A 20,201-nucleotide genomic window follows, 5' to 3' on the forward strand; every position below is an offset into this window, starting at 1 on the left:
GCGTCATCTCATCGGTCGAGGCGTGGCGCGTCCTTCCCGTCCCGGACGCGTGCGTCGTCTCCGTCGGCTGCGAGGTCGTTCTCGTCGGGGGCGACCGGCGAGCCAAGCGAGCCCGCCGATCCCGCCGAGACGGCGGGCCGTCGCGCGGCACGACGGCGCACCGCGACGACCACCGCGACGGCCACGGCGAGGACGAGGGCGACGAGCGCCGCGACGCCCCCGGGCGACCCGGTCGCCGCGGCGAAGGCGGCGGTCCAGACGGCCCAGCCGACGGTCGCGTAGATCGTGGCGTGGATCGCGCACCCGAGCGCCATCGCGACGAGGTAGCGCCCGAACGGCATCCGCACGACGCCCGCGGCCGCGTTGACGACCGTCTTGGTCCCTGTCGCGAGGAAGGACGCGGGGACGGCGAGGACGCCCCACCGGCGGACGGTCTCGATCCCGCGCGCCGCGGAGCGCCCGGACAGCCAGGCGTGGACGCGTGCGACCCACGGCCTCACGGGCCGGGTGCGGTCGAGCGTCCACGTCGTGACGAGCCGCGCGATCCAGTACGTCGCCTGCGTGCGCACGAACGCGATCGCGAAGAAGAACGCGAAGAGTGCGGCGAACGGGGCGCCGTCGAGCGCGTCGGGCACGGCTCAGTCCTGCGCGGTGGTGGTCCGTGAGCACCCCGCGCACGTGCCGAACAGCTCGATGGTGTGCTGGATGTCGACGAACCCGTGCGACGTGCCGACCTGGTTGGCCCACGCCTCGACGGTCGGGCCGTCGATCTCGACGGTGCGTCCGCACGTGCGGCACACGAGGTGGTGGTGGTGCTCGCGGCGCTCGCACCGGCGGTAGAGGTTCTCGCCCTCCTCGGTGCGCAGCACGTCGACGTCGCCGCCGTCCGCGAGGCTCTGGAGCGTGCGGTACACGGTCGCGAGCCCCACGTTGTCCCCGCGCGTGCGCAGGATCTCGTGGAGCTGCTGGGCGCTGCGGAAGTCGTCGAGGTCCTCGAGCGCGTCCGAGACGGCGGCGCGCTGTCGGGTCATGCGCTGCACGTGTCACCTCCGGGTGTACGGTCCGACGCGCCCGAGGGTACGAGGTCGAGCTCGACGTCGTCGGGGATGTCCGGGTGCGGGTCGCGGACGACGCGCGGACGGCGGCGGACCCACAGGGGGCGCAGGGCGGCCACGACGAGGTAGGTCGCGATCGCGAGGACCACGATGGTCGCGCCCGGGGAGACGTTGTTCCAGTACGTGAAGGACAGCCCGACGACGCACACGAGCACGCCGACGACGCAGGCGACGAGCATCGTGCGTCGGAACGAGCGCGTCACGAGCTGCGCGACCGCGACGGGCACGATCATGAGCGCGCTGACCAGCAGCAGCCCGACGACGCGCATCGACACGGTGACGGTGAGCGCGGCGACGACCGCGACCGCGATGTTCAGGCTCCGCACCGGCAGGCCGGACGCGCGCGCGAACTCCTCGTCGTGGCTCACGGAGAACAGGGCCGCGCGCAGCCCGACCCCGACGAGCAGGATCACGGCGCTCAGCACGACGGTGAGGACGAGGTCCGCCGAGGTCACGGTCGAGATCGAGCCGAAGAGATACTGCATGAGGCTCCCGGAGGAGCCCCCGGCGAGCCCGATGAGGAGCACGCCGCCGGCGATGCCGCCGTAGAAGAGGAGCGCGAGCGCGAGGTCACCGCTCGTGCGACCGCGTTCGCGCACCAGCTCGATCGCGACGGCGCCGAGCACGGCCGCGACGACCGCTCCGGGGATCGCGAGCGCGTCGTTCGGGACGACGCCCATCGCCGCGCCGACGAGCCACCCGAGCGCCACGCCGGTGAGCGCGACGTGCCCGATGCCGTCGCCGAGGAGCGAGAGCTTGCGCTGCACGAGGTAGGTGCCGACGACGGGCGCGCTCACCCCGACCAGCAGCGCGGCGAGGAGCGCGCGCTGCATGAGCGGGTCGGTGAGCATCAGGGAGATCTCGGAGAACAACGTGGTCATGAGGCTGTCCTGGGTGCGTGGCTCGCGGCGGGGTTCAGGGCGTCGGTGAGACCGGTCTCCGGGCCGGCGGGCCGGTTGTCGCCGTCGGAGGGCTCGTGGGGGTGCAGGTGCTGGTGCGTCACGCCTGCGTGCGTCGACGACGCGCGGGGCGGGGCGCCGTCGTGCACGACGCGCCCGTGCCGCAGGACGACCGCGCGCTCGATGAGCGGGGCGAGGGCCCCGAGCTCGTGGAGCACGACCAGCACGGTGAGACCGTCCTCGACGAGCCGCGTCATGGTCGCCGCGAACGCCTCCTGGCTCGGCTTGTCGACGCCGGCGACGGGCTCGTCGAGCACGAGCAGGTCGGGCCGCCGGACGAGGGCGCGCGCGATGAGCACGCGCTGCTGCTGGCCGCCCGACAGCTCCGCGGTGGAGTCGTCCGCACGGTCCGCGAGGCCGACGAGGTCGAGCGCCTCGACGGTGCGGTCGCGCCAGCCACGGGGGAGCCGCAGGCGACCCCCGCCGAGGAGGCCGGACGCGACGACCTCCGACGCGGTGGACGGCATGCCCGACGGCGCGGCGACGCGCTGCGGCACGTACCCGAGCCGACGCCAGGGCAGGCGCGGCCCGAGCGGCTCGCCGAACAGGTCCACGGAGCCGTGGGAGAGGGGGACGATCCCGACGAGCGCGCGGACCAGCGTCGACTTGCCCGAGCCGTTGGCGCCGAGGAGCGCGACGACCTCGCCCGACCGCACCGTCAGGTCGATGCCGCGCAGGATCTCGCTCCCGCCGAGAGTCACGTGGACGTCGCGCGCGGCGACGAGCTCCGGTGCGCCCGTCATGAGCAGGCGAGGCCGGTGGTGAGTGCCTCGAGGTTGGACTCCATCACCTCACGGTAGTCCGTCGCACCCTCCGCGAGGCTCTCGAGCGGGTCGAGCAGGGCGGTCTGGACGCCGAGGTCGTCGGCGAGCGTCTGGGTCACCTTGGGGCTGACGAGCGTCTCGAAGAAGAGCGTGGTCACGCCGTTCTCGCGGACGATCTCGCCGACCTCGCGCAGGCGCGCGGGCGACGGCTCGGCCTCGGGGTCGATGCCGGTGATGCCGACCTGGTGCAGGTCGTAGCGCTCCGCGAGGTAGCCGAACGCCTCGTGGGACGTCACGAGGGTCGCGCCCGCGCACGGCGCGAGCGCCTGGGCGTACTCGGCGTCGAGGGAGTCGAGGTCCGCGGTGAGCGCCGCGGCGCCTGCGGCGTAGTCGTCGGCGTGGTCGGGGTCGATCGCGGAGAGCTCGTCCGCCACGGCGTCGCCGACGGCGGCGAGCCGCGTGGGGTCGAGCCAGAAGTGCGGGTCCGTCGGGCCGTGGTCGTGGCCGTCGCCCTCGTCCGCGTGCTCGGCGTGCTCCTCGGCGCTCTCGTCGGCGTGCTCGTCGCCGTCCTCGCCCGGGTGCTCCTCGAGCCCGGCGGGGCCGGCGGCGTCGACGACGTGCTCCGGTGCGCGCTGCTCGATGCCCTCGTCGACCGCGGGCTGGAAGCCCGAGAGGTAGACGACGAGGTCGGCGTCGCCGATCGAGCGCACCTGGGCGGGCGCGAGCTCGAGGTCGTGCGGCTCGGCCGCGGGCGGGGTGAGGTTGGAGACGTCGACGTGCTCCCCGCCGACCTGCTCGACGACGTACTGGAGCGGGTAGAACGACGCGAGCACCTGGAGCCGCCCGTCGTCGGAGCCGCCGTCGCCGGGGGAGTCGCCGGGGGAGCACGCCGCGACGAGCGCGGCCGTGGCGAGGGCGGCGATGGTGGCGAGGGCGCGACGGCGCCGGGCGGGGGAGCGGTGCATGGGTACCAGTGTCCGCCTTCTTGAGAATGGATGTCAAAACCGTTCCCGGTGAAGCCCGTCACGGCCGGGTACGCTGGTCGGTCGGCGCCCGTGCGGGCGCCGCCCACCCGTCCAGCCCCCACGAGCCACGTGCGGGGCCGTGAGCACCAGGAGTGATGTCCGTGGCCGCAGCGCCCTCACCCACCGCCCGTCTCGACGCCGTCGTCTCCCTCGCCAAGCGGCGCGGGTTCGTCTTCCCCTCGGGCGAGATCTACGGCGGCACCCGCTCCGCGTGGGACTACGGGCCACTCGGCACCGAGCTCAAGGAGAACATCAAGAAGCAGTGGTGGCGTGCGATGGTCACGAGCCGCGACGACGTCGTCGGCCTCGACTCGTCCGTCATCCTCCCGCGCCAGGTGTGGGTCGCCTCGGGTCACGTCGGTGTCTTCACCGACCCGCTCACGGAGTGCCTGCACTGCCACAAGCGGTTCCGCGAGGACCAGATGATCGAGGAGTTCGAGGAGAAGAAGGGCCGCGCGCCCGAGGGCGGTCTTGCCGAGATCGTGTGCCCCAACTGCGGCACGCGCGGCCAGTGGACCGAGCCGCGCGACTTCAACATGATGCTCAAGACCCACCTCGGCCCCGTCGAGGACGAGTCCGGGCTGCACTACCTCCGGCCCGAGACGGCGCAGGGCATCTTCGTGAACTTCGCCAACGTCATGGGTGCGAGCCGCAAGAAGCCCCCCTTCGGTATCGGCCAGATCGGCAAGTCGTTCCGCAACGAGATCACGCCGGGCAACTTCATCTTCCGCACGCGCGAGTTCGAGCAGATGGAGATGGAGTTCTTCGTCGAGCCGGGCACGGACGCCGAGTGGCACCAGTACTGGATCGACACGCGCACCGACTGGTACGTCGACCTCGGTATCGCGCGCGACAACCTCCGCCTGTACGAGCACCCGCAGGAGAAGCTGTCGCACTACTCGACCCGCACGGTCGACATCGAGTACCGCTTCGGGTTCTCCGGCTCGGAGTGGGGCGAGCTCGAGGGCATCGCGAACCGCACCGACTTCGACCTCAAGACCCACGCGGAGCACTCGGGCAAGGACCTGTCGTACTTCGACCAGACCAAGAACGAGCGCTGGGTCCCCTACGTCATCGAGCCCGCCGCGGGCCTCACGCGGTCGCTCATGGCGTTCCTCGTCGAGGCGTACACCGAGGACGAGGCGCCCAACGCGAAGGGTGGCGTCGACAAGCGCACCGTCCTGCGGCTCGACCACCGCCTCGCGCCGGTCAAGGCGGCGGTCCTGCCGCTGAGCCGCAACGAGCAGCTCTCGCCCAAGGCCAAGGACCTCGCGACGGAGCTCCGGAAGTACTGGAACGTCGACTTCGACGACGCCGGCGCCATCGGCCGTCGGTACCGCCGTCAGGACGAGATCGGCACGCCGTTCTGCATCACGGTCGACTTCGACACGCTCGACGACCAGGCCGTGACCATCCGGCACCGCGACTCGATGGCCCAGGAGCGCGTCGCGCTCGACAAGGTCACCGAGTACCTCGCCGGGCACCTGCTCGGCGCCTGACCGTCAGCCCGGCGCGCGCCGGGCACGCAGGAGGGGCGGGACCTTGCGGTCCCGCCCCTCCGTCGCGTCTCGGGACGCGTCGCCCCCTGCGGCCTCGCGCTAGCGGGCCGCGCCCTTCGCCCGGTTGAGCAGGCCGATCACCAGGCTCACGACGAGCACGATGACGCCGATCCAGATGAGGATCTTCGCGGCCTCGATGGCGACGCCGAGGATGAGCAGCACGGCGCCGACGATGACCAGGATGAGCCAGAGAGGCATGTCGTCCCTTTCGTCCATGTCCGGCCTGTATTGCCGGACCTCCCCACCGTGCCACGGTTCGACGCACCTCGCTCGTCGAGGGACTCTCGCGGACCGATCTGCGGCGGATGGGACAATGGAGCGCGTGACTGCTCCCGCCCCCGTCCTCAGCACGACGACCGCCGGCCCCGGCGCGGCCTCCGCCGGCACGGGTCCGCTGCTCGCGCCGTTGCGGATCGGCCCGATCGTCGTCGAGACGCCGGTCGTCCTCGCCCCGATGGCAGGCGTCACGAACCGTGCCTTCCGCACGCTGTGCCGTGAGGCCGGCGCGAGCGGTGGCGACGACCCCGGGCTCTACGTGGCCGAGATGGTGACGAGCCGCGCTCTCGTCGAGCGCAACACCGAGGCGTTGCGCATCGTGACGTTCGGCGCGGAGGAGACGCCGCGGTCCGCGCAGGTGTACGGCGTCGACCCGGCCACCGTCCGCGAGGCCGTGCGGATCATCGTGGCCGAGGACCGCGCCGACCACGTCGACCTCAACTTCGGCTGCCCCGTGCCCAAGGTGACGCGCAGGGGCGGGGGAGCGGCGCTGCCCTGGAAGCGGGACCTCTTCACCGCGATCGTGCGCGGCGCCGTCGAGGCGGCGCGCCCGTACGGGGTGCCGGTCACCGTGAAGATGCGCAAGGGCATCGACGACGACCACCTCACCTACCTCGAGGCCGGCAGGATCGCGGAGGGCCTGGGCGTCGCCGCGGTCTCGCTGCACGCGCGCACCGCCGCCGAGCACTACTCGGGCACCGCGGACTGGACCGCGATCGCGCGCCTCAAGGAGACGGTCACGAGCGTCCCGGTGCTCGGCAACGGCGACATCTGGTCCGCCGAGGACGCCGTACGGATGGTCCGGGAGACCGGCTGCGACGGCGTCGTCGTCGGTCGTGGCTGCCAGGGGCGGCCGTGGCTGTTCGCCGACCTCGCCGCCGCGTTCGCGGGCCGGTCCGAGCGCGTGCGCCCCGGGCTGCGCGAGGTGGCCGACACGATCTACCGCCACGGCGAGCTGATGATCGAGTACTTCGACGGCGACGAGGGCAAGGGCATGCGCGACCTGCGCAAGCACATGGCCTGGTACCTCAAGGGCTACGCGGTCGGCGGCGACGCGCGCCGCGCCCTCGCGATGGTCTCGACGCTCGACGAGCTGCGCGGTCACCTCGACGCGCTCGACCAGGACGCCCCGTACCCCGGAGAGGCCGCCGAGGGACAGCGCGGTCGGGCCGGCTCGCCCAAGACCCCGCACCTGCCCTACGGCTGGCTCGACTCGCGCGAGCTCGACGCCGAGCACGAGGAGCGCCTGCGCGAGGCCGAGCTGAGCGTCTCCGGCGGCTGACGGCGGTCCGGCGGGCGAGCGGGGGACGCGGCGATGCGGCGGGCGGGCGAGCCGTCGTGGCGTCTGTCCGTGACGGAAGGTTACGACCTCGACCTCCTGCTCTGGTTCCGCGACGCGCTCGGGCTCGTCGTCCTTGGCGACGACGTCCCTCCCCGCGCGGTCCCGCGGTCGCCGGACCGGTCGGATCAGCTGGCGGACGACGAGCGCGTGGCGGCCGCCGGCCGGTGGGCGGCGTGGTGGCGTGCCGCCCTCGCGTTCGCGGGCGAGAGCCAGCGGGCGGAGGCGCCCGCGGGAAAGGGCCAGTTCCTCGCGTGGGTGCACGAGCGCGCCGTCGTGCACGAGGCGATCGGGGTGCCACCCGACTTCGCCGCGCTGAGCGACGTGCCCTCGCTGCGCGACGCCGTCGTGCGCCTCTTTGCTGACGCGCGCCGCGACCTCTCGGGGCGAGAGGCGGCCCGCGCAGGGGCGCTGCCCCGGCGTGCGACGGCTGAGGACCATCGCGGGCTGGCCGCGCTCGCCGAGGACGTGGCGCGCGCGCACGGCGTCGGGATCGGGGCGGTGCGCGGCGCCGTGCTCGTCGTCGCCGTGGAGGGACCCTGGTGGCGGCTCGTGGGCCCGGGCGTCGTGGTGTGCTCCTCGTCCGCCTACGGCGACGACGCGGCGTTCACCTCCGAGGTCGTGCGGGCCGCGTTCGTGTCCGCGCTGCGGGCATGAGGTCGGCCGGGGCCCCTGGGGACCCCGGCCGTACCCGGCGGGCGTCGCCGCCCTGTGTCGTTCCGCCGAGCGCGCAGGTCAGCGCGCGCGCAGCCAGACCGTCGTGTCTGACGGGACGCGGACCTGCGGGTCGGCCGACCGGTCCGTGAGCACGGGCCCTGACGCCACGAGGACCTCCGTGCCGCGCGGCAGCACGACGGGCTCCGTGCCCAGGTTGGCCAGCACCACGACGTCGCGGTTGCGCAGCGCGACGACGTCCGCAGAGCCGGCGTAGTCCTCGACCCACGCGAGCGTGCCCGAGCCGAGGCGCTCCGCGCGGCGCGTCGCGAGCGCGGTGCGGTAGGTCTCGTACGTCGAGCCCTCGACGCCGCGCTGCACGTCGGCGGCGTAGCGCGCGTAGGACGCGGGCTGGGGGAGCCACGTCCTCCCGGACGGTCCGAAGCCGAAGCCGTCGGCGTCCGCGTGCCACGGGATCGGGATGCGGCAGCCGTCACGGCCCGCCTCGGCGCCCTGGGTGCGGAAGAACGCGGGGTCCTCGCGCACGTCGTCGGGCAGCGCGGTGTGCTCGGGCAGGCCCAGCTCCTCGCCCTGGTAGAGGTACGACGACCCGGGCAGGCCGAGCATGAGGAGCGACGCAGCACGCGCGCGGCGCAGGCCGAGGACCTCGTCGGGCTGTGCGTCGTGCGCGAAGATCCCGTTGGGGCGCAGCCCCGGGTCGGCGAGACCGAGGCGCGACGCGTGCCGCACGACGTCGTGGTTCGACAGGACCCACGTCGTGGGCGCGCCGACCTCGTCGTTCGCGCGCAGCGACGCCGCGATGACGGTGCGCAACGGCGCCGCGGACCACGCGGTCGTGAGGAACGAGAAGTTGAACGCCTGGTGCATCTCGTCCGGGCGGACGTAGCGCGCGAGGCGCGAGAGCGGCTCGACCCACGCCTCCGCGACGAGGGCGCGGTCGCCGTCGTACTCCGCCAGGACGCGGTGCCACGCGCGGTAGATCTCGTGCACGCCGTCCTGGTCGAACATCGGGCCCGAGTTGCCGGCGCCCGTCGAGCCGTCCTCGGGCGCGCCCGGGTCGGTCTCCTCGTCGCCGTCTGCGGCCTCGGTGCCCTCCACCATGGACACCGTGCCGTCCCAGTCCGGCAGGCCGTCGGCCTTGATCATGCCGTGGGCGACGTCGACGCGGAACCCGTCCACGCCCTTGTCGAGCCAGAACCGCAGGACCTGCTCGAACTCCTCGCGCACCTCGGGGTTCTCCCACGCGAGGTCGGGCTGCGTGGAGTCGAACAGGTGGAGGTACCACTGGCCGGGTGTCTCGCCCTCGGCGCCGGTGACGGGGCGGGCACCCGGGCCCGCGGTGACGCGGGTCCACGCGGGGCCGCCGAAGATCGACTGCCAGTTGTTCGGGGGCAGCTCGCCGTGCTCGCCCTCGCCCTCGCGGAACACGTAGCGCGCGCGCTCGGCCGAGCCCTCGGGCGCGGCGAGCGCCGCCTGGAACCACGCGTGCTGGTCCGAGGTGTGGTTCGGGACGAGGTCGACGATCACGCGGATCCCCCGCGCGTGCGCCTGGGCGAGGAGCTCGTCGAAGTCGGCGAGCGTGCCGAACAGCGGGTCGACGTCGCGGTAGTCGGCGACGTCGTAGCCCGCGTCCTTCTGCGGGGAGCGGTAGAACGGGCTCAGCCACACGGCGTCGACGCCGAGCTCGGCCAGGTGGTCGAGCTTGGACGTGATGCCGGGCAGGTCACCGACGCCGTCGCCGTCGCCGTCCGCGAACGAGCGCGGGTAGACCTGGTAGATCACGGCGTCGCGCCACCACTCCGGCGCCTCGCCCGGGCCGGTGTGCACGAGCGCCCCGGTGCTGAAGGGCGCGGGCGCGTCGGCCGTCGCGGTCGCGGTCGCGGTGGCAGTCGGCGTCGAATCGATACGAGTCATCGAGCTGTCGGTCCTCACGTGCGTTGGTGTCAGGGTTCTCAGGGGGATCACTCGGCGGGTGGAGCGGGGGTGACGCCGACCCTCCATCGAGTGTAAGCGCTTGCGGTGGCCGTTCGACGGTGGCCGACGAGGTCGGCACAAGGCCTCTCGGCGGTTCGTGACACGGCCGCGCGTCGCGTGCGGCGACGCGGGCCCGCAGTCGTCAGGCGGTGGGGGATCCCACCGCCGGTGCGGCGCCCGTGGAGTCACGGACGATGAGCTCCGGCTGGAACAGGAGCTCCGTGCGCGGCGCGCGCTCGCCCGCGATCTCGGTGAGCAGCGCGCTCACCGCCGCGTGCGCCATCGCGGTCACGGGCTGACGCACGGTGGTGAGCGGCGGGTCGGTGAAGGCGATGAGCGGCGAGTCGTCATAGCCCACGACCGAGACGTCCTGGGGCACGCGCAGGCCGCGCGACCGTGCCGCCCGGATCGCGCCGAGCGCCATGAGGTCGGAGCCGCAGACGATCGCGGTGTGGCCGGAGTCGATGAGCTCGCCGCCGGCGGCCTGCCCGCCCTCGACCGTGTAGAGCGTGACGACGACGTGCTCCGCCGCCCCGCCCTCGTCGGCCACGAGCCCGTGCCGGACGAGCGAGTCGGCGAAGCTCGCGAGCTTGCGCCGGGCGGGGACGAAGCGGTCGGGTCCGATCGCGAGGCCGACACGGCGATGGCCCAGCGACACGAGGTGGCGCACCGACAGCTCGACGCTCGCGACGTCGTCGGGCGACACGAACGGTGCGTCGATGCCCTCGGCGAAGCCGTTGACGAGCACGATCGGGATGCCGCGGCTGCGCAGCCGCTCGTAGCGCTCGTGGCTCGCCTGGGTGTCGGCGTGCAGGCCCGACACGAAGACGATGCCGTCGACCGCGTGGTCCATGAGCATGTCGACGTAGTCGTCCTCGGTGGTGCCACCGGGGGACTGCGTGCACAGCAGCGGGGTGTAGCCGCTCTCCGAGAGGAGGGACTCGATCGTCTGGGCGAACGCGGGGAAGACGGGGTTGGTCAGCTCGGGGACGACGAGACCGACGAGACCGGCGGAGCGGGTGCGCAGCGTCGAGGGGCGTTCGTAGCCCAGCACATCGAGCGCGGCGAGCACCGCCTGGCGGGTCTCGCTCGCGACGCCGGGCTTCCCGTTGAGGACGCGAGAGACCGTCGCGGTGGAGACGCCGGCCTGGGCGGCGAGATCGCTGAGACGGGTGCGCACATGGGGAAGCGTAGGGGACACCGGACCTCCTCGTCCTGGTCGTCCGGTCGGTGAGTCGCGCGGCTCGTGCGGAGGCGCGCGGACCCGACGACCGGGGGAGGCGGGTGGGCGTCGGTCGACGCCCTGCAATGCGTTGCATGAAAGTTACCGCAACAACTTGCATCCGTGCCACCTCGCGCTCTACCGTCGTCGCATCAGGGCCACGGTCGGTGCGAACCGACGTCGGCCGCCACCGCACTGCAACATGCTGGGAGTGACCACTGATGCGACGGAGCATCCTTCTTGCCGCCGCGCTGACCACGACGTTGGCGCTGGCCGCCTGCTCGTCCGGCGGCTCGGGAGACGAGACCACAGACGAGCCGAGCGCCGAGGACACCTCCGCCGCCGGCTCGCTCACCGTCTGGGTCGACGAGACCCGCCAGGACGCCGTGACCGCGGCGGCCGAGTCCTTCGAGACCGAGACGGGCACGTCCGTCGAGGTCGTCCTCAAGAACTTCGAGGACATCCGCGCGGACTTCCTCGCGCAGGTCCCGACGGGCGAGGGCCCCGACATCACGGTCGGTGCGCACGACTGGCTGGGCGAGCTCACGACGAACGGCGTCGTGGCTCCCCTCGAGCTGGGCGACAAGGCGGCCGAGTTCGAGGACGTCTCGATCGAGGCGTTCACCCAGGACGGCCAGGTCTACGGCCTGCCCTACGCGATCGAGAACATCGCGCTGATCCGCAACACGCTGCTCGCCGAGACCGCGCCGGCGACGTGGGACGAGGCCGTGGCCGCCGGCCAGGCCGCGGGCACCCAGTTCCCGATCCTCGTCCAGTCCGACGGCGACAAGGGCGACCCCTACACGCACTACCCGTTCCAGACGTCGTTCGGCGCCCCCGTCTTCACGCAGAACGAGGACGGCAGCTACTCGTCCGAGCTCGCGATGGGTGGTCCCGAGGGCCAGGCGTTCGCGCAGTGGCTCGGCGCGCAGGGCGCGGCGGGCGTGCTCAGCCAGGACACGACGTACGACATCGCCGTCGAGGCGTTCAAGAACGGCCAGTCGCCGTTCATCGTCGGCGGCCCGTGGATGATCGACTCGTTCGAGGGCATGGACCTCTCGATCGACCCGATCCCGACCGCGGGCGGGCAGCCCGCGCAGCCGTTCGTCGGCGTCCAGGGCTTCTACCTCAGCGCCGAGAGCAAGAACGCGATCGTCGCGAACGACTTCCTCGTCAACTTCCTCTCGACCGAGGAGGCGCAGCTCGCGCTCTACCAGGCGGGCAACCGCCCGCCGGCGCTGACCTCCGCCGCGGACGCCGCGTCCGCCGGCGACCCGATCGTCGCGGGCTTCCGCGCCGTCGGTGCCGAGGCCGTGCCGATGCCGTCGATCCCCGAGATGGCGTCCGTGTGGAGCTTCTGGGGCGTCACGGAGGCCGCGATCGTCAGCGGTGCCGACCCCGTCCCCACCTGGGACAAGATGATCGCCGACATCCAGGGCGCGATGGGCTCCTGACCCGGCTCGGACCGGACCGCCGTCGCGGTGCGCAGGGTCACCTGCGCGCCGCGGCGGCGTGACCGCCGGTCCGGCACCGGCCGCGACACGGCACGACGACACACGGGACGACGCGGGACGAACCGCGTCACGACCTCGGAGGCACCAGGATGTCCGCCCCACAGACCACGACCGACGCGGAAGTCGGCGCTCTCGGAACCGACGGGCCGCCGCCGCGGCGAGGGCTGCGCGCGGCGGACGCCTCGCACGCGCGGGACTACAGCCCCGGCTTCTTCGTCAAGCTCGCGCTCATGGCCGTCGTCGACGCGCTCGGCGTGTACGTGGTCTGGTCCGCGTGGACCGCGGGCTCGTACGGGATCCTCGCGGCGACCCTGGCGATGCTCGTCGTCGCCAACTGGGTGTACTTCTCGAAGCGCGCCCTGCCCCTCAAGTACATCCTCCCGGGGCTGCTCTTCCTCCTCGTCTACCAGATCTTCGTCGTCGGGTACACGGGCTACGTGGCGTTCACCAACTACGGCACGGGCCACAACTCGACGAAGGAGCAGGCGGTCTCCGCGCTGCTCATCCAGAACGAGCGGCGCGTCGAGGGGTCCCCGTCGTCGACCCTGACCGTGGTCGAGGACGGAGACGCGCTCGGCTTCGCGGTCGTCACCGAGGACGGCGACGTCGAGGCGGGCACGGCCGACCGGCCGCTCGCCGTCGTGGACGGCGCGACCGTCACGGACGGCCGGGCCGTCGAGATCCCCGGCTTCACGGTGCTGCCCCGTGACCAGGTGCTCCAGCGCCAGGCCGAGGTCACCGAGCTCCGCGTCCCCGTCTCCGACGACCCCGAGGACGGGTCGATCCGCACGACGGACGCCCGGACCGGCTACGTCTACACGTCGGCGCTCGAGTGGGACGCCGCCGCGGACACCATGACCGACACGACGACCGGCACCGTGTACACGCCGAACGACGAGGGCCAGTTCGAGGCGCCCGACGGGTCGACCCTCGCGGTCGGGTGGCGCGTGCCCGTCGGGTTCGACAACTTCGTCACCGCGTTCTCCGACGCCCGCTACGCGCAGCCGTTCGTCAAGATCCTCGTGTGGACGTTCGTCTTCGCGGTCGGGTCCGTCGTCACGACGTTCCTGCTCGGCCTGTTCCTCGCGATCGTCTTCAACGACACGCGGATGCGCGGGCGCAAGGTGTACCGCACGCTCATGATCCTGCCGTACGCGATCCCCGGGTTCCTCGCCGCGCTGCTGTGGTCCGGCCTGCTCAACACCCGGTTCGGGTTCGTCAACGAGGTGATCCTCGGGGGCGCGCACATCCCGTGGCTCACCGACCCGTGGCTCGCGAAGCTCTCGGTGCTCGGCGTGAACCTGTGGCTCGGCTTCCCCTACATGTTCCTCATCTGCACGGGCGCGCTGCAGTCGCTGCCCGGGGACGTCATGGAGGCGGCCAAGATCGACGGCGCCGGGCGCTGGCGGACGTGGCGGGCGATCACGCTGCCGCTCCTGCTCATCGCGACCGCGCCGCTGCTCATCTCGTCGTTCGCCTTCAACTTCAACAACTTCACGCTCATCTACATGCTCACGGGAGGCGGTCCACGCTTCGCGGACGCGTCGGTCCCGCTGGGGCACACGGACATCCTCATCTCGATGGTGTACTCGATCTCCGGCGTCGACGGGTCGGCGCAGAAGGACTTCGGGCTCGCGAGCGCCCTGTCGATCGTCATCTTCGTCATCGTGGGGACGATCTCGGCCATCGCCTTCCGCAGCACGCGCAAGTTCGAGGAGATCAGCTGACATGGCGACCACCCAGGCACCCCCCGTCGTCGGCGGTCGTCCCGCCCCGTCCGTGACCTCGCGGAACCGGATGAAGCCGGGCCGCTGGTTCTCCGAGCTCGGCTGGCGGCACGTCGTCGGCGTGATCGCCGTCGTCTACGCGGCCTTCCCGCTCGTGTACGTCCTCTCGGCCTCGCTGTCGGAGAACGGGACGCTCACCGGCTCCAACACGCTCTTCTCGGACGTGAGCGGCGCGAACTACGCCGAGCTCGGCACCACGATGTTCTGGACGTGGATGGGCAACACCCTCGTCATCGCGATCGCGACGTCCGTCGGCACGGTCCTCATGGGCGCGGCCGCCGCCTACGCCTTCTCGCGCTTCCGGTTCGCCGGGCGCCGCATGGGCCTCACGTCGCTGCTCATCGTCCAGATGTTCCCGCAGATGCTCGCGTTCGTGGCGATCTTCCTGCTGCTCATCGGGCTCGGGAACGTCGTCCCGATCCTCGGCCTGAACAGCAAGATCGCCCTCATCGCCGTCTACCTGGGCGGCGCGCTCGGCGTGAACACGTTCCTCATGTACGGGTTCTTCAACACGGTCCCGCGCGAGCTCGACGAGGCCGCCAAGATCGACGGGGCCACGCACTCGCAGATCTACTGGACGATCATCCTGCGCCTGGTGGCGCCGATCCTCGCGGTCGTCGCGCTGCTGTCGTTCATCAGCACGTTCGGCGAGTTCATCATCGCGCGCATCGTCCTGACGTCGGAGCGCAACTGGACGCTCGCGGTCGGTCTCTACGGCTGGGTGTCGTCGCTCAAGGAGGCGAACTGGGGCCTGTTCACGGCCGGCGCCGTGATCTCCGCGCTGCCCGTGCTCGCGCTGTTCCTCTACCTGCAGAAGTACATCGTGGGCGGCCTGACGGCCGGCTCCGTGAAGGGCTGAGGCGCGTGCACGACGTCGCCGCCCCCACCCCGCACCACGACGGCTCGGCATCGTACGTCCCCGAGGGCGTGCCCGCCCTCGGGGACACGGTCCCTGTCCGTGTGCGCGTCCCCCGTGCCGCGGGCGTGCGCGACGTCTGGCTGCGCACCGTGCGCGACGGCGAGCCGCGGCTCGCGCCCGCGCGGCTCGACCGCTCGGACGAGCACGAGGACTGGTACGTCGCCGAGGTGCTCGTGCACAACCCCGAGACGGGGTACCGGTTCTTCCTCGACGAGGGCGAGCGCGGCTACCGCTGGCTCAACGGCCGCGGTGTGTGGGACCGCGACGTGCCCGACGCCGCGGACTTCCGCCTCACCGTCCACGAGGGCGCGCCCGCGTGGATGCGCGACGGCGTCGTCTACCAGGTCTTCCCCGACCGGTTCGCCCGGTCGGCCGCGGCCGACGGGCGCCCGCTCCCGGAGTGGGCCGTCCCCGCGGCGTGGGGCGACGAGCCGCACGGCGCGGGGCCCGACGTCGGGACGCAGTTCTACGGGGGCGACCTCGCGGGCGTCGAGGAGCGGCTCGACCACCTGGTGGCGCTCGGTGTCACGACCCTCTACACGACGCCCGTCTTCCCCGGGCGCTCCAACCACCGCTACGACGCGAGCACGTTCGACCACGTCGACCCGCTGCTCGGCGGCGACGCCGCCTACGCGTCGCTGATCCGCGCCGCGCACGCGCGCGGCCTGCGCGTCATGGGCGACCTCACGACGAACCACACGGGCGCCGGGCACGAGTGGTTCGGCCGGGCGCTCGCGGACCCTGGCGCGCCGGAGCGCGACTTCTACTACTGGACCGACGGCGAGCCCGGGTACGTCGGCTGGCTCGAGCACGCGTCGCTGCCCAAGCTGTCGTACGGCTCGGCCGAGCTCGGGGCGCGCATGATCGACGGGCCGGGCTCCGTCGTCGGGCGCTACCTGGGCGAACCGTTCGGGCTCGACGGGTGGCGCATCGACGTCGCGAACATGACCGGCCGCTTCGGCGCCGAGGACCGCACGCTCGAGGTCGCGCGGCGCCTGCGCGCGACCATGCGGGCCGCGAAGCCGGACGCGGCGCTCGTCGCGGAGCACTTCCACGACGCCTCGGGCGACCTCGCGGGCGACGGCTGGCACGCGAACATGAACTACTCGGCGTTCACACGCCCGGCCTGGACGTGGCTGTCGCCCGCGGACTCACCGGTGCCCTACCTCGGCCTCCCGGTGCGCACGCCGCGGCGCGGCGGCCGCGACGTCGTCGCGACGATGCGCGAGTTCGACGCCGTGCTGCCGTGGCGCGTCACGGCGTCGCAGTGGAACATGCTCGGCTCGCACGACACCCCGCGCCTGCGCTCGATCGTCGGCTCGCGCGAGATGGTCGAGGTCGCGGCGACCCTCCTGCTCACCTATCCGGGCACGCCCGTGATCTTCGCGGGCGACGAGGTGGGGCTCAGGGGCCTCAACGGCGAGCACGGGCGCGCGACCATGCCGTGGGACGACGCGTCGACGGGTTCGGGTCGCTGGGACGCCGCGACGTTCGACCTGTACCGCGACCTGATCGCCGTCCGGCGCGGCGCGGACGCGCTGCGGCACGGCGGCCTGCGTTGGGTGCACGTGGACGACGACGCCCTCGTCTACCTGCGGGAGACGCCCGAGGAGCGCGTGCTCGTCGCGCTCGCCCGCGCGCCGTGGGACGGCGTCACGCTGCACCCGGCGCTCGTGGGGTCGGGCGACGTCGAGCGGCTGCACGGCACGCTGGACCTCGCCCGGCACGACGGCGGCGCGCGGCTCGCGGGGGACGGCCCGGCGGTCGGGGTGTGGCGCCTGGGCTGACCCGCCCGTCCTGGCGGACGTCTGCGCGCGGCCCGGCCCGGCGCGGTCAGTCGAAGAGGTGCGCGACCTGGCGCACGGCGTCGTCGTACTGCGCGCGGTCGAACGTGAACGCGCCGAGCGCGGAGTAGTCCCACTCGGGCCGGAAGGGCTGGGTGAGGTCGCGCCAGACGACGGTCGTCGCGTCGGCGGCGACCGTCACCTCGAACGGCCAGCACCCCGCCTCGTGGCAGTCGCACGCGAGGACCCACGCGTGCCCGCCCGCCGGGGTCCGTCCGCGTCCGTACCACTGGTGCGCGGCGTCCCCGTACCGGAAGAACTCCGGGACCAGCCCGCCGTACGCCCCCGCAGGGGAGTAGCCGCATGCTTGCTCGTGCCGTCGCACGACGTCCACGAGCGAGCGGCCGTCGACGTACGGGACGACCTCGACCAGGCCGTCGACGGTGATGGCCCGGAGCTCGAGCGCGTGCGTTGCACCCATGTGCGCGAGGCTACGCCCCCGCCCGGCACCCCGCTGCCGAGAAGGGAGATCTCTTGCCCCGAACGCGCCGGACTCGGGGCAAGGACTCCCTTCTCGGCGCGGTGCGGCCGTGGCAGGATCGCGACGTGACCGTCGAGCGCATCGCGATCCTCTCGGACGTGCACGGCAACCTGTCCGCGCTGGAGGCGGTGCTCGCCGACGCACGGACCCGGGGCGTGACGACGATCCTCAACCTCGGGGACATGGTCGGCAAGGGTCCTCGGGGGCAGGCGGTCGTCGACCGGTGCCGCGACGCGTGCGCGGTCACCGTCCGGGGCAACTGGGAGGACTTCCTGCCCCGGACCCCCGACGACGGGGTCCCCGAGCACGTCTGGTGGCGGGACGAGCTGCGCGCGGACCAGCGCGACTGGTTCGGCACGCTCCCGCTGAGCCACGACCTGCTGCTCAGCGGCCGCCGGGTCCGCCTCCTGCACGCCTCGGCCGCGTCCGTGCACGTCAAGGTCTTCCGCGACCACTCCCCGGCGGAGCTCGACGGCATGTTCGCGGCGACGGCGCTCACCGGCGCCGGCCCCGAGCCGACCGTCGTCGTCTACGGCGACACACACGACGCGTACGTCGAGACGTCCCGAGGGCGGACCCTCGCCAACGTCGGCAGCGTCGGGAACCCGCTCGACGAGCCGACGCCCGTCTACGCGATCCTCGAAGGCGTCCCGGGCTCGCCCGACCCGGCGCCCTTCGCGATCCAGCACGTGCGCGTGCCGTACGACGCCGAGGCGGAGATCGCCGTCGCGTACGACCTCGGCATGCCCGAAGCCGACGCGTGGGCGGGCGAGCTGCGGACCGGCGTCTACCGCGGCCTCGCGGACCCGGCTCCCGCCACGCCCTGACCGGCGTCGTTACGCTGGGGCCCGTGCAGACGTTCGAGCAGGAGGCGTTCGACCCCGCGGTCGTGGGGACGGGGCCGCGCCCGGCGCGCGGCGAGGAGGGCACGGCGTCGTACACCGACGCCGACACCGAGCGATGGTTCGTCGAGTCCGCCAAGTCCCGCGCGCGCACGCCGTTCGAGCGCGACCGTGCGCGCATCGTGCACTCCTCCGCGCTGCGTCGGCTCGGCGCCAAGACGCAGGTGCTCGGTCCGGGCAGCGACGACTTCGTGCGCACCCGACTCACGCACACGCTCGAGGTCGCGCAGGTGGGCCGCGAGATCGGCAAGGCGCTCGGCTGCGACCCGGACATCGTCGACACGGCGTGCCTCGCGCACGACCTCGGGCACCCGCCGTTCGGGCACAACGGGGAGCGGGCGCTCGCTGACCTCGCGGTCGACGTCGGCGGGTTCGAGGGCAACGCGCAGACCCTGCGGCTCCTCACGCGGCTCGACCCCAAGGTCGTGGACGCGGACGGGCGGTCGTACGGGCTCAACCTCACGCGCGCGAGCCTCGACGCGAGCGTCAAGTACCCGTGGGGCGCGGGCGAGGCGCCGCTGCGCGCGGACGGCCGCCCGACGCACAAGTTCGGCGTCTACGAGGACGACCGACCCGTGTTCGACTGGCTGCGCGCGGGCGCGCCGAGCCAGGTGAAGTGCCTCGAGGCGCAGGTCATGGACCTCGCGGACGACGTGTCGTACTCGGTGCACGACGTCGAGGACGCGATCGTGGGCGGGCGCATCGAGCTCGCGGTGCTGGCCGACCCCGACGAGCGCGCGCGTGTCGTGCGCGCGGTCCACTCCTGGTACGGCACCGCGTACGACGAGGCGGCGCTCGACGCCGCGATCACGCGGCTGCAGGGCACCGGGCACCTGGTCTCCGGGTTCGACGGGTCGCGCCGCGCGCTCGCCGCGCTCAAGGACGCGACGAGCCAGCTCATCGGCCGGTTCACGGGGGCGGCGCAGGACGCGACGCGCGCCCTCTACGGGGACGGGCCGCTCACCCGGTACGCCGCGCGGCTCGTCGTGCCGGACGAGACGGTGGCGGAGATCCTCGTGCTCAAGGGTGTCGCGGTCGCCTACGTCATGGCGCCGCGCGAGCAGGAGCCGCTCTACCAGCGCCAGCGCGAGGTCATCGCCGACCTCGTGCACGTCTTCTCCGACCGCGCGCCCGTCGCGCTCGAGCCGTCGTTCGCCGCGGACTGGGAGGCCGCGCCCGACGACGCGGCCCGGCTGCGCGTCGTCGTCGACCAGGTCGCGTCCCTCACGGACGTCTCCGCGATGCAGTTCCACGCGCGCCTCGTGCGCCCGCCGGCCTGAGCGGCCGGCGGGCAACCGCCGTCGGGCCGGGCGGGGTCAGCCGCGCTCGGCGACCCAGGCGTCGCTCGCGCGCTGGACGTCCTCGGCCGTCACCGAGCCGGCAACCGTCGTGAAGTACCAGCGGTGCCCGAACGGGTCGCGGACGGCGGCCTGGCGGAACCCCTCGAACCAGTCGGCGGGTTCGGCGAGGCTCGTCGCTCCGGCCGCGAGCGCCCGCGCGTGCGCGGCGTCCGTGTCCTCGACGGGGACCGTGAACGACGCGTGCGTCGGCGCACCGGGCTCCGGCGCGACCGAGTCCGGCGGGAACGCCTCCGCGACGGTGAACGTGCTCGTCCCAGCGGGGGAGACGAGGCGCAGGTCGGAGTGGATGACGGCGTCGCCTGCCGTGATGGTGTCGACCACCTCCGCGCCGAGCGCGGCCTCGTAGAACGCGATCGCCTCGCGTGCTCCGCTCACCGTGACGTTGGGGTGCAGTGCCGACATCTCCATGGTGTCCTCCTCGTCGTGGTCGGCCACGCGGGGTGCGGGCCGTCCCACCATGCTCGTGTCGGCGGGCCGTGCCAGTC

General features: G+C 73.1%; 19 protein-coding genes. 9 read left to right on the top strand and 10 right to left on the bottom strand.

Annotated features, from left to right (window positions below; translation table 11 throughout):
• Positions 1 to 8: 8 nt before the first annotated feature.
• From FIC82_RS09810 to FIC82_RS09830, 5 genes are read right to left on the bottom strand one after another with little or no spacing between them, the layout of a single operon-like run.
• Complete coding sequence (locus tag FIC82_RS09810) at positions 9 to 635, bottom strand: DedA family protein (RefSeq protein ID WP_216609891.1); 627 nt, start codon at positions 633 to 635, stop codon at positions 9 to 11.
• Between the two features lie 3 nt (positions 636 to 638).
• Complete coding sequence (locus FIC82_RS09815; RefSeq protein WP_154798424.1) at positions 639 to 1,031, bottom strand: Fur family transcriptional regulator; 393 nt, start codon at positions 1,029 to 1,031, stop codon at positions 639 to 641.
• Complete coding sequence (locus tag FIC82_RS09820; protein WP_154798425.1) at positions 1,028 to 1,996, bottom strand: metal ABC transporter permease; 969 nt, start codon at positions 1,994 to 1,996, stop codon at positions 1,028 to 1,030. Before FIC82_RS09820 ends, FIC82_RS09815 begins: the two co-directional genes overlap by 4 nt.
• Entirely contained in the window at positions 1,993 to 2,817 is an 825-nt protein-coding gene (locus FIC82_RS09825; RefSeq protein ID WP_154798426.1) for a metal ABC transporter ATP-binding protein, read from the bottom strand. Before FIC82_RS09825 ends, FIC82_RS09820 begins: the two co-directional genes overlap by 4 nt.
• Positions 2,814 to 3,803 carry a metal ABC transporter substrate-binding protein gene (locus FIC82_RS09830; protein ID WP_154798427.1) on the bottom strand — a complete coding sequence of 330 codons (990 nt, stop codon included), beginning with the start codon at positions 3,801 to 3,803 and terminating at the stop codon, positions 2,814 to 2,816. Before FIC82_RS09830 ends, FIC82_RS09825 begins: the two co-directional genes overlap by 4 nt.
• A 155-nt stretch (positions 3,804 to 3,958) precedes the next feature.
• Here FIC82_RS09830 and FIC82_RS09835 point away from each other — a divergent pair, with 155 nt between their 5' ends.
• The gene (locus FIC82_RS09835; protein WP_154798428.1) at positions 3,959 to 5,362 is read left to right on the top strand and encodes a glycine--tRNA ligase; all 1,404 of its coding nucleotides are present in this window, start codon (positions 3,959 to 3,961) and stop codon (positions 5,360 to 5,362) included.
• A gap of 99 nt (positions 5,363 to 5,461) precedes the next feature.
• Here the strand turns inward: FIC82_RS09835 and FIC82_RS09840 are convergent, their stop codons facing one another.
• Positions 5,462 to 5,620, bottom strand: a complete 159-nt coding sequence (locus FIC82_RS09840; protein ID WP_168731693.1) for a hypothetical protein — start codon at positions 5,618 to 5,620, stop codon at positions 5,462 to 5,464.
• 115 nt (positions 5,621 to 5,735) lie between these two features.
• On the opposite strand from FIC82_RS09840, the gene dusB reads away from it, so the two are divergent.
• Together dusB and FIC82_RS09850 are read left to right on the top strand one after the other, a co-directional pair.
• Positions 5,736 to 6,980 (top strand): tRNA dihydrouridine synthase DusB, encoded by a 1,245-nt coding sequence (dusB, locus tag FIC82_RS09845; protein WP_154798429.1) that lies wholly within the window; start codon positions 5,736 to 5,738, stop codon positions 6,978 to 6,980.
• Positions 6,981 to 7,049: 69 nt separating this feature from the next.
• A complete protein-coding gene (locus FIC82_RS09850) occupies positions 7,050 to 7,694 on the top strand; it encodes a hypothetical protein (RefSeq protein WP_154798430.1) in 645 nt (214 codons plus the stop codon).
• A gap of 78 nt (positions 7,695 to 7,772) precedes the next feature.
• On the opposite strand, the gene FIC82_RS09855 is transcribed toward FIC82_RS09850, so the two are convergent.
• Complete coding sequence (locus FIC82_RS09855; RefSeq protein WP_154798431.1) at positions 7,773 to 9,626, bottom strand: glycoside hydrolase family 13 protein; 1,854 nt, start codon at positions 9,624 to 9,626, stop codon at positions 7,773 to 7,775.
• A gap of 202 nt (positions 9,627 to 9,828) precedes the next feature.
• Positions 9,829 to 10,866, bottom strand: a complete 1,038-nt coding sequence (locus FIC82_RS09860) for a LacI family DNA-binding transcriptional regulator (RefSeq protein WP_253691015.1) — start codon at positions 10,864 to 10,866, stop codon at positions 9,829 to 9,831.
• A gap of 263 nt (positions 10,867 to 11,129) precedes the next feature.
• Here FIC82_RS09860 and FIC82_RS09865 point away from each other — a divergent pair, with 263 nt between their 5' ends.
• From FIC82_RS09865 to FIC82_RS09880, 4 genes are all read left to right on the top strand, one after another.
• Entirely contained in the window at positions 11,130 to 12,362 is a 1,233-nt protein-coding gene (locus tag FIC82_RS09865) for a sugar ABC transporter substrate-binding protein (RefSeq protein ID WP_154798433.1), read from the top strand.
• Between the two features lie 149 nt (positions 12,363 to 12,511).
• Positions 12,512 to 14,149 carry an ABC transporter permease subunit gene (locus FIC82_RS09870; protein ID WP_154798434.1) on the top strand — a complete coding sequence of 546 codons (1,638 nt, stop codon included), beginning with the start codon at positions 12,512 to 12,514 and terminating at the stop codon, positions 14,147 to 14,149.
• A 1-nt stretch (position 14,150) separates the two neighbouring features.
• The gene (locus FIC82_RS09875; protein WP_154798435.1) at positions 14,151 to 15,068 is read left to right on the top strand and encodes a sugar ABC transporter permease; all 918 of its coding nucleotides are present in this window, start codon (positions 14,151 to 14,153) and stop codon (positions 15,066 to 15,068) included.
• Between the two features lie 5 nt (positions 15,069 to 15,073).
• On the top strand, positions 15,074 to 16,915 hold the full coding sequence (locus FIC82_RS09880) for a glycoside hydrolase family 13 protein (protein ID WP_168731695.1): 1,842 nt from the start codon (positions 15,074 to 15,076) through the stop codon (positions 16,913 to 16,915).
• Positions 16,916 to 16,961: 46 nt separating this feature from the next.
• Here FIC82_RS09880 and FIC82_RS09885 read toward each other — a convergent pair whose 3' ends face one another.
• The gene (locus tag FIC82_RS09885; protein ID WP_154798436.1) at positions 16,962 to 17,393 is read right to left on the bottom strand and encodes a hypothetical protein; all 432 of its coding nucleotides are present in this window, start codon (positions 17,391 to 17,393) and stop codon (positions 16,962 to 16,964) included.
• A gap of 125 nt (positions 17,394 to 17,518) precedes the next feature.
• Between FIC82_RS09885 and FIC82_RS09890 the strand changes: the two genes are divergently transcribed.
• Together FIC82_RS09890 and FIC82_RS09895 are read left to right on the top strand one after the other, a co-directional pair.
• Positions 17,519 to 18,280 carry a metallophosphoesterase family protein gene (locus FIC82_RS09890; RefSeq protein ID WP_168731696.1) on the top strand — a complete coding sequence of 254 codons (762 nt, stop codon included), beginning with the start codon at positions 17,519 to 17,521 and terminating at the stop codon, positions 18,278 to 18,280.
• A 62-nt stretch (positions 18,281 to 18,342) separates the two neighbouring features.
• Complete coding sequence (locus FIC82_RS09895) at positions 18,343 to 19,635, top strand: deoxyguanosinetriphosphate triphosphohydrolase (RefSeq protein WP_253691786.1); 1,293 nt, start codon at positions 18,343 to 18,345, stop codon at positions 19,633 to 19,635.
• Between the two features lie 36 nt (positions 19,636 to 19,671).
• On the opposite strand, the gene FIC82_RS09900 is transcribed toward FIC82_RS09895, so the two are convergent.
• Positions 19,672 to 20,124 (bottom strand): VOC family protein, encoded by a 453-nt coding sequence (locus FIC82_RS09900; RefSeq protein ID WP_168731698.1) that lies wholly within the window; start codon positions 20,122 to 20,124, stop codon positions 19,672 to 19,674.
• Positions 20,125 to 20,201: the final 77 nt, after the last annotated feature.

The organism is Cellulosimicrobium protaetiae, from assembly GCF_009708005.2.
Classification (GTDB): domain Bacteria; phylum Actinomycetota; class Actinomycetes; order Actinomycetales; family Cellulomonadaceae; genus Cellulosimicrobium; species Cellulosimicrobium protaetiae.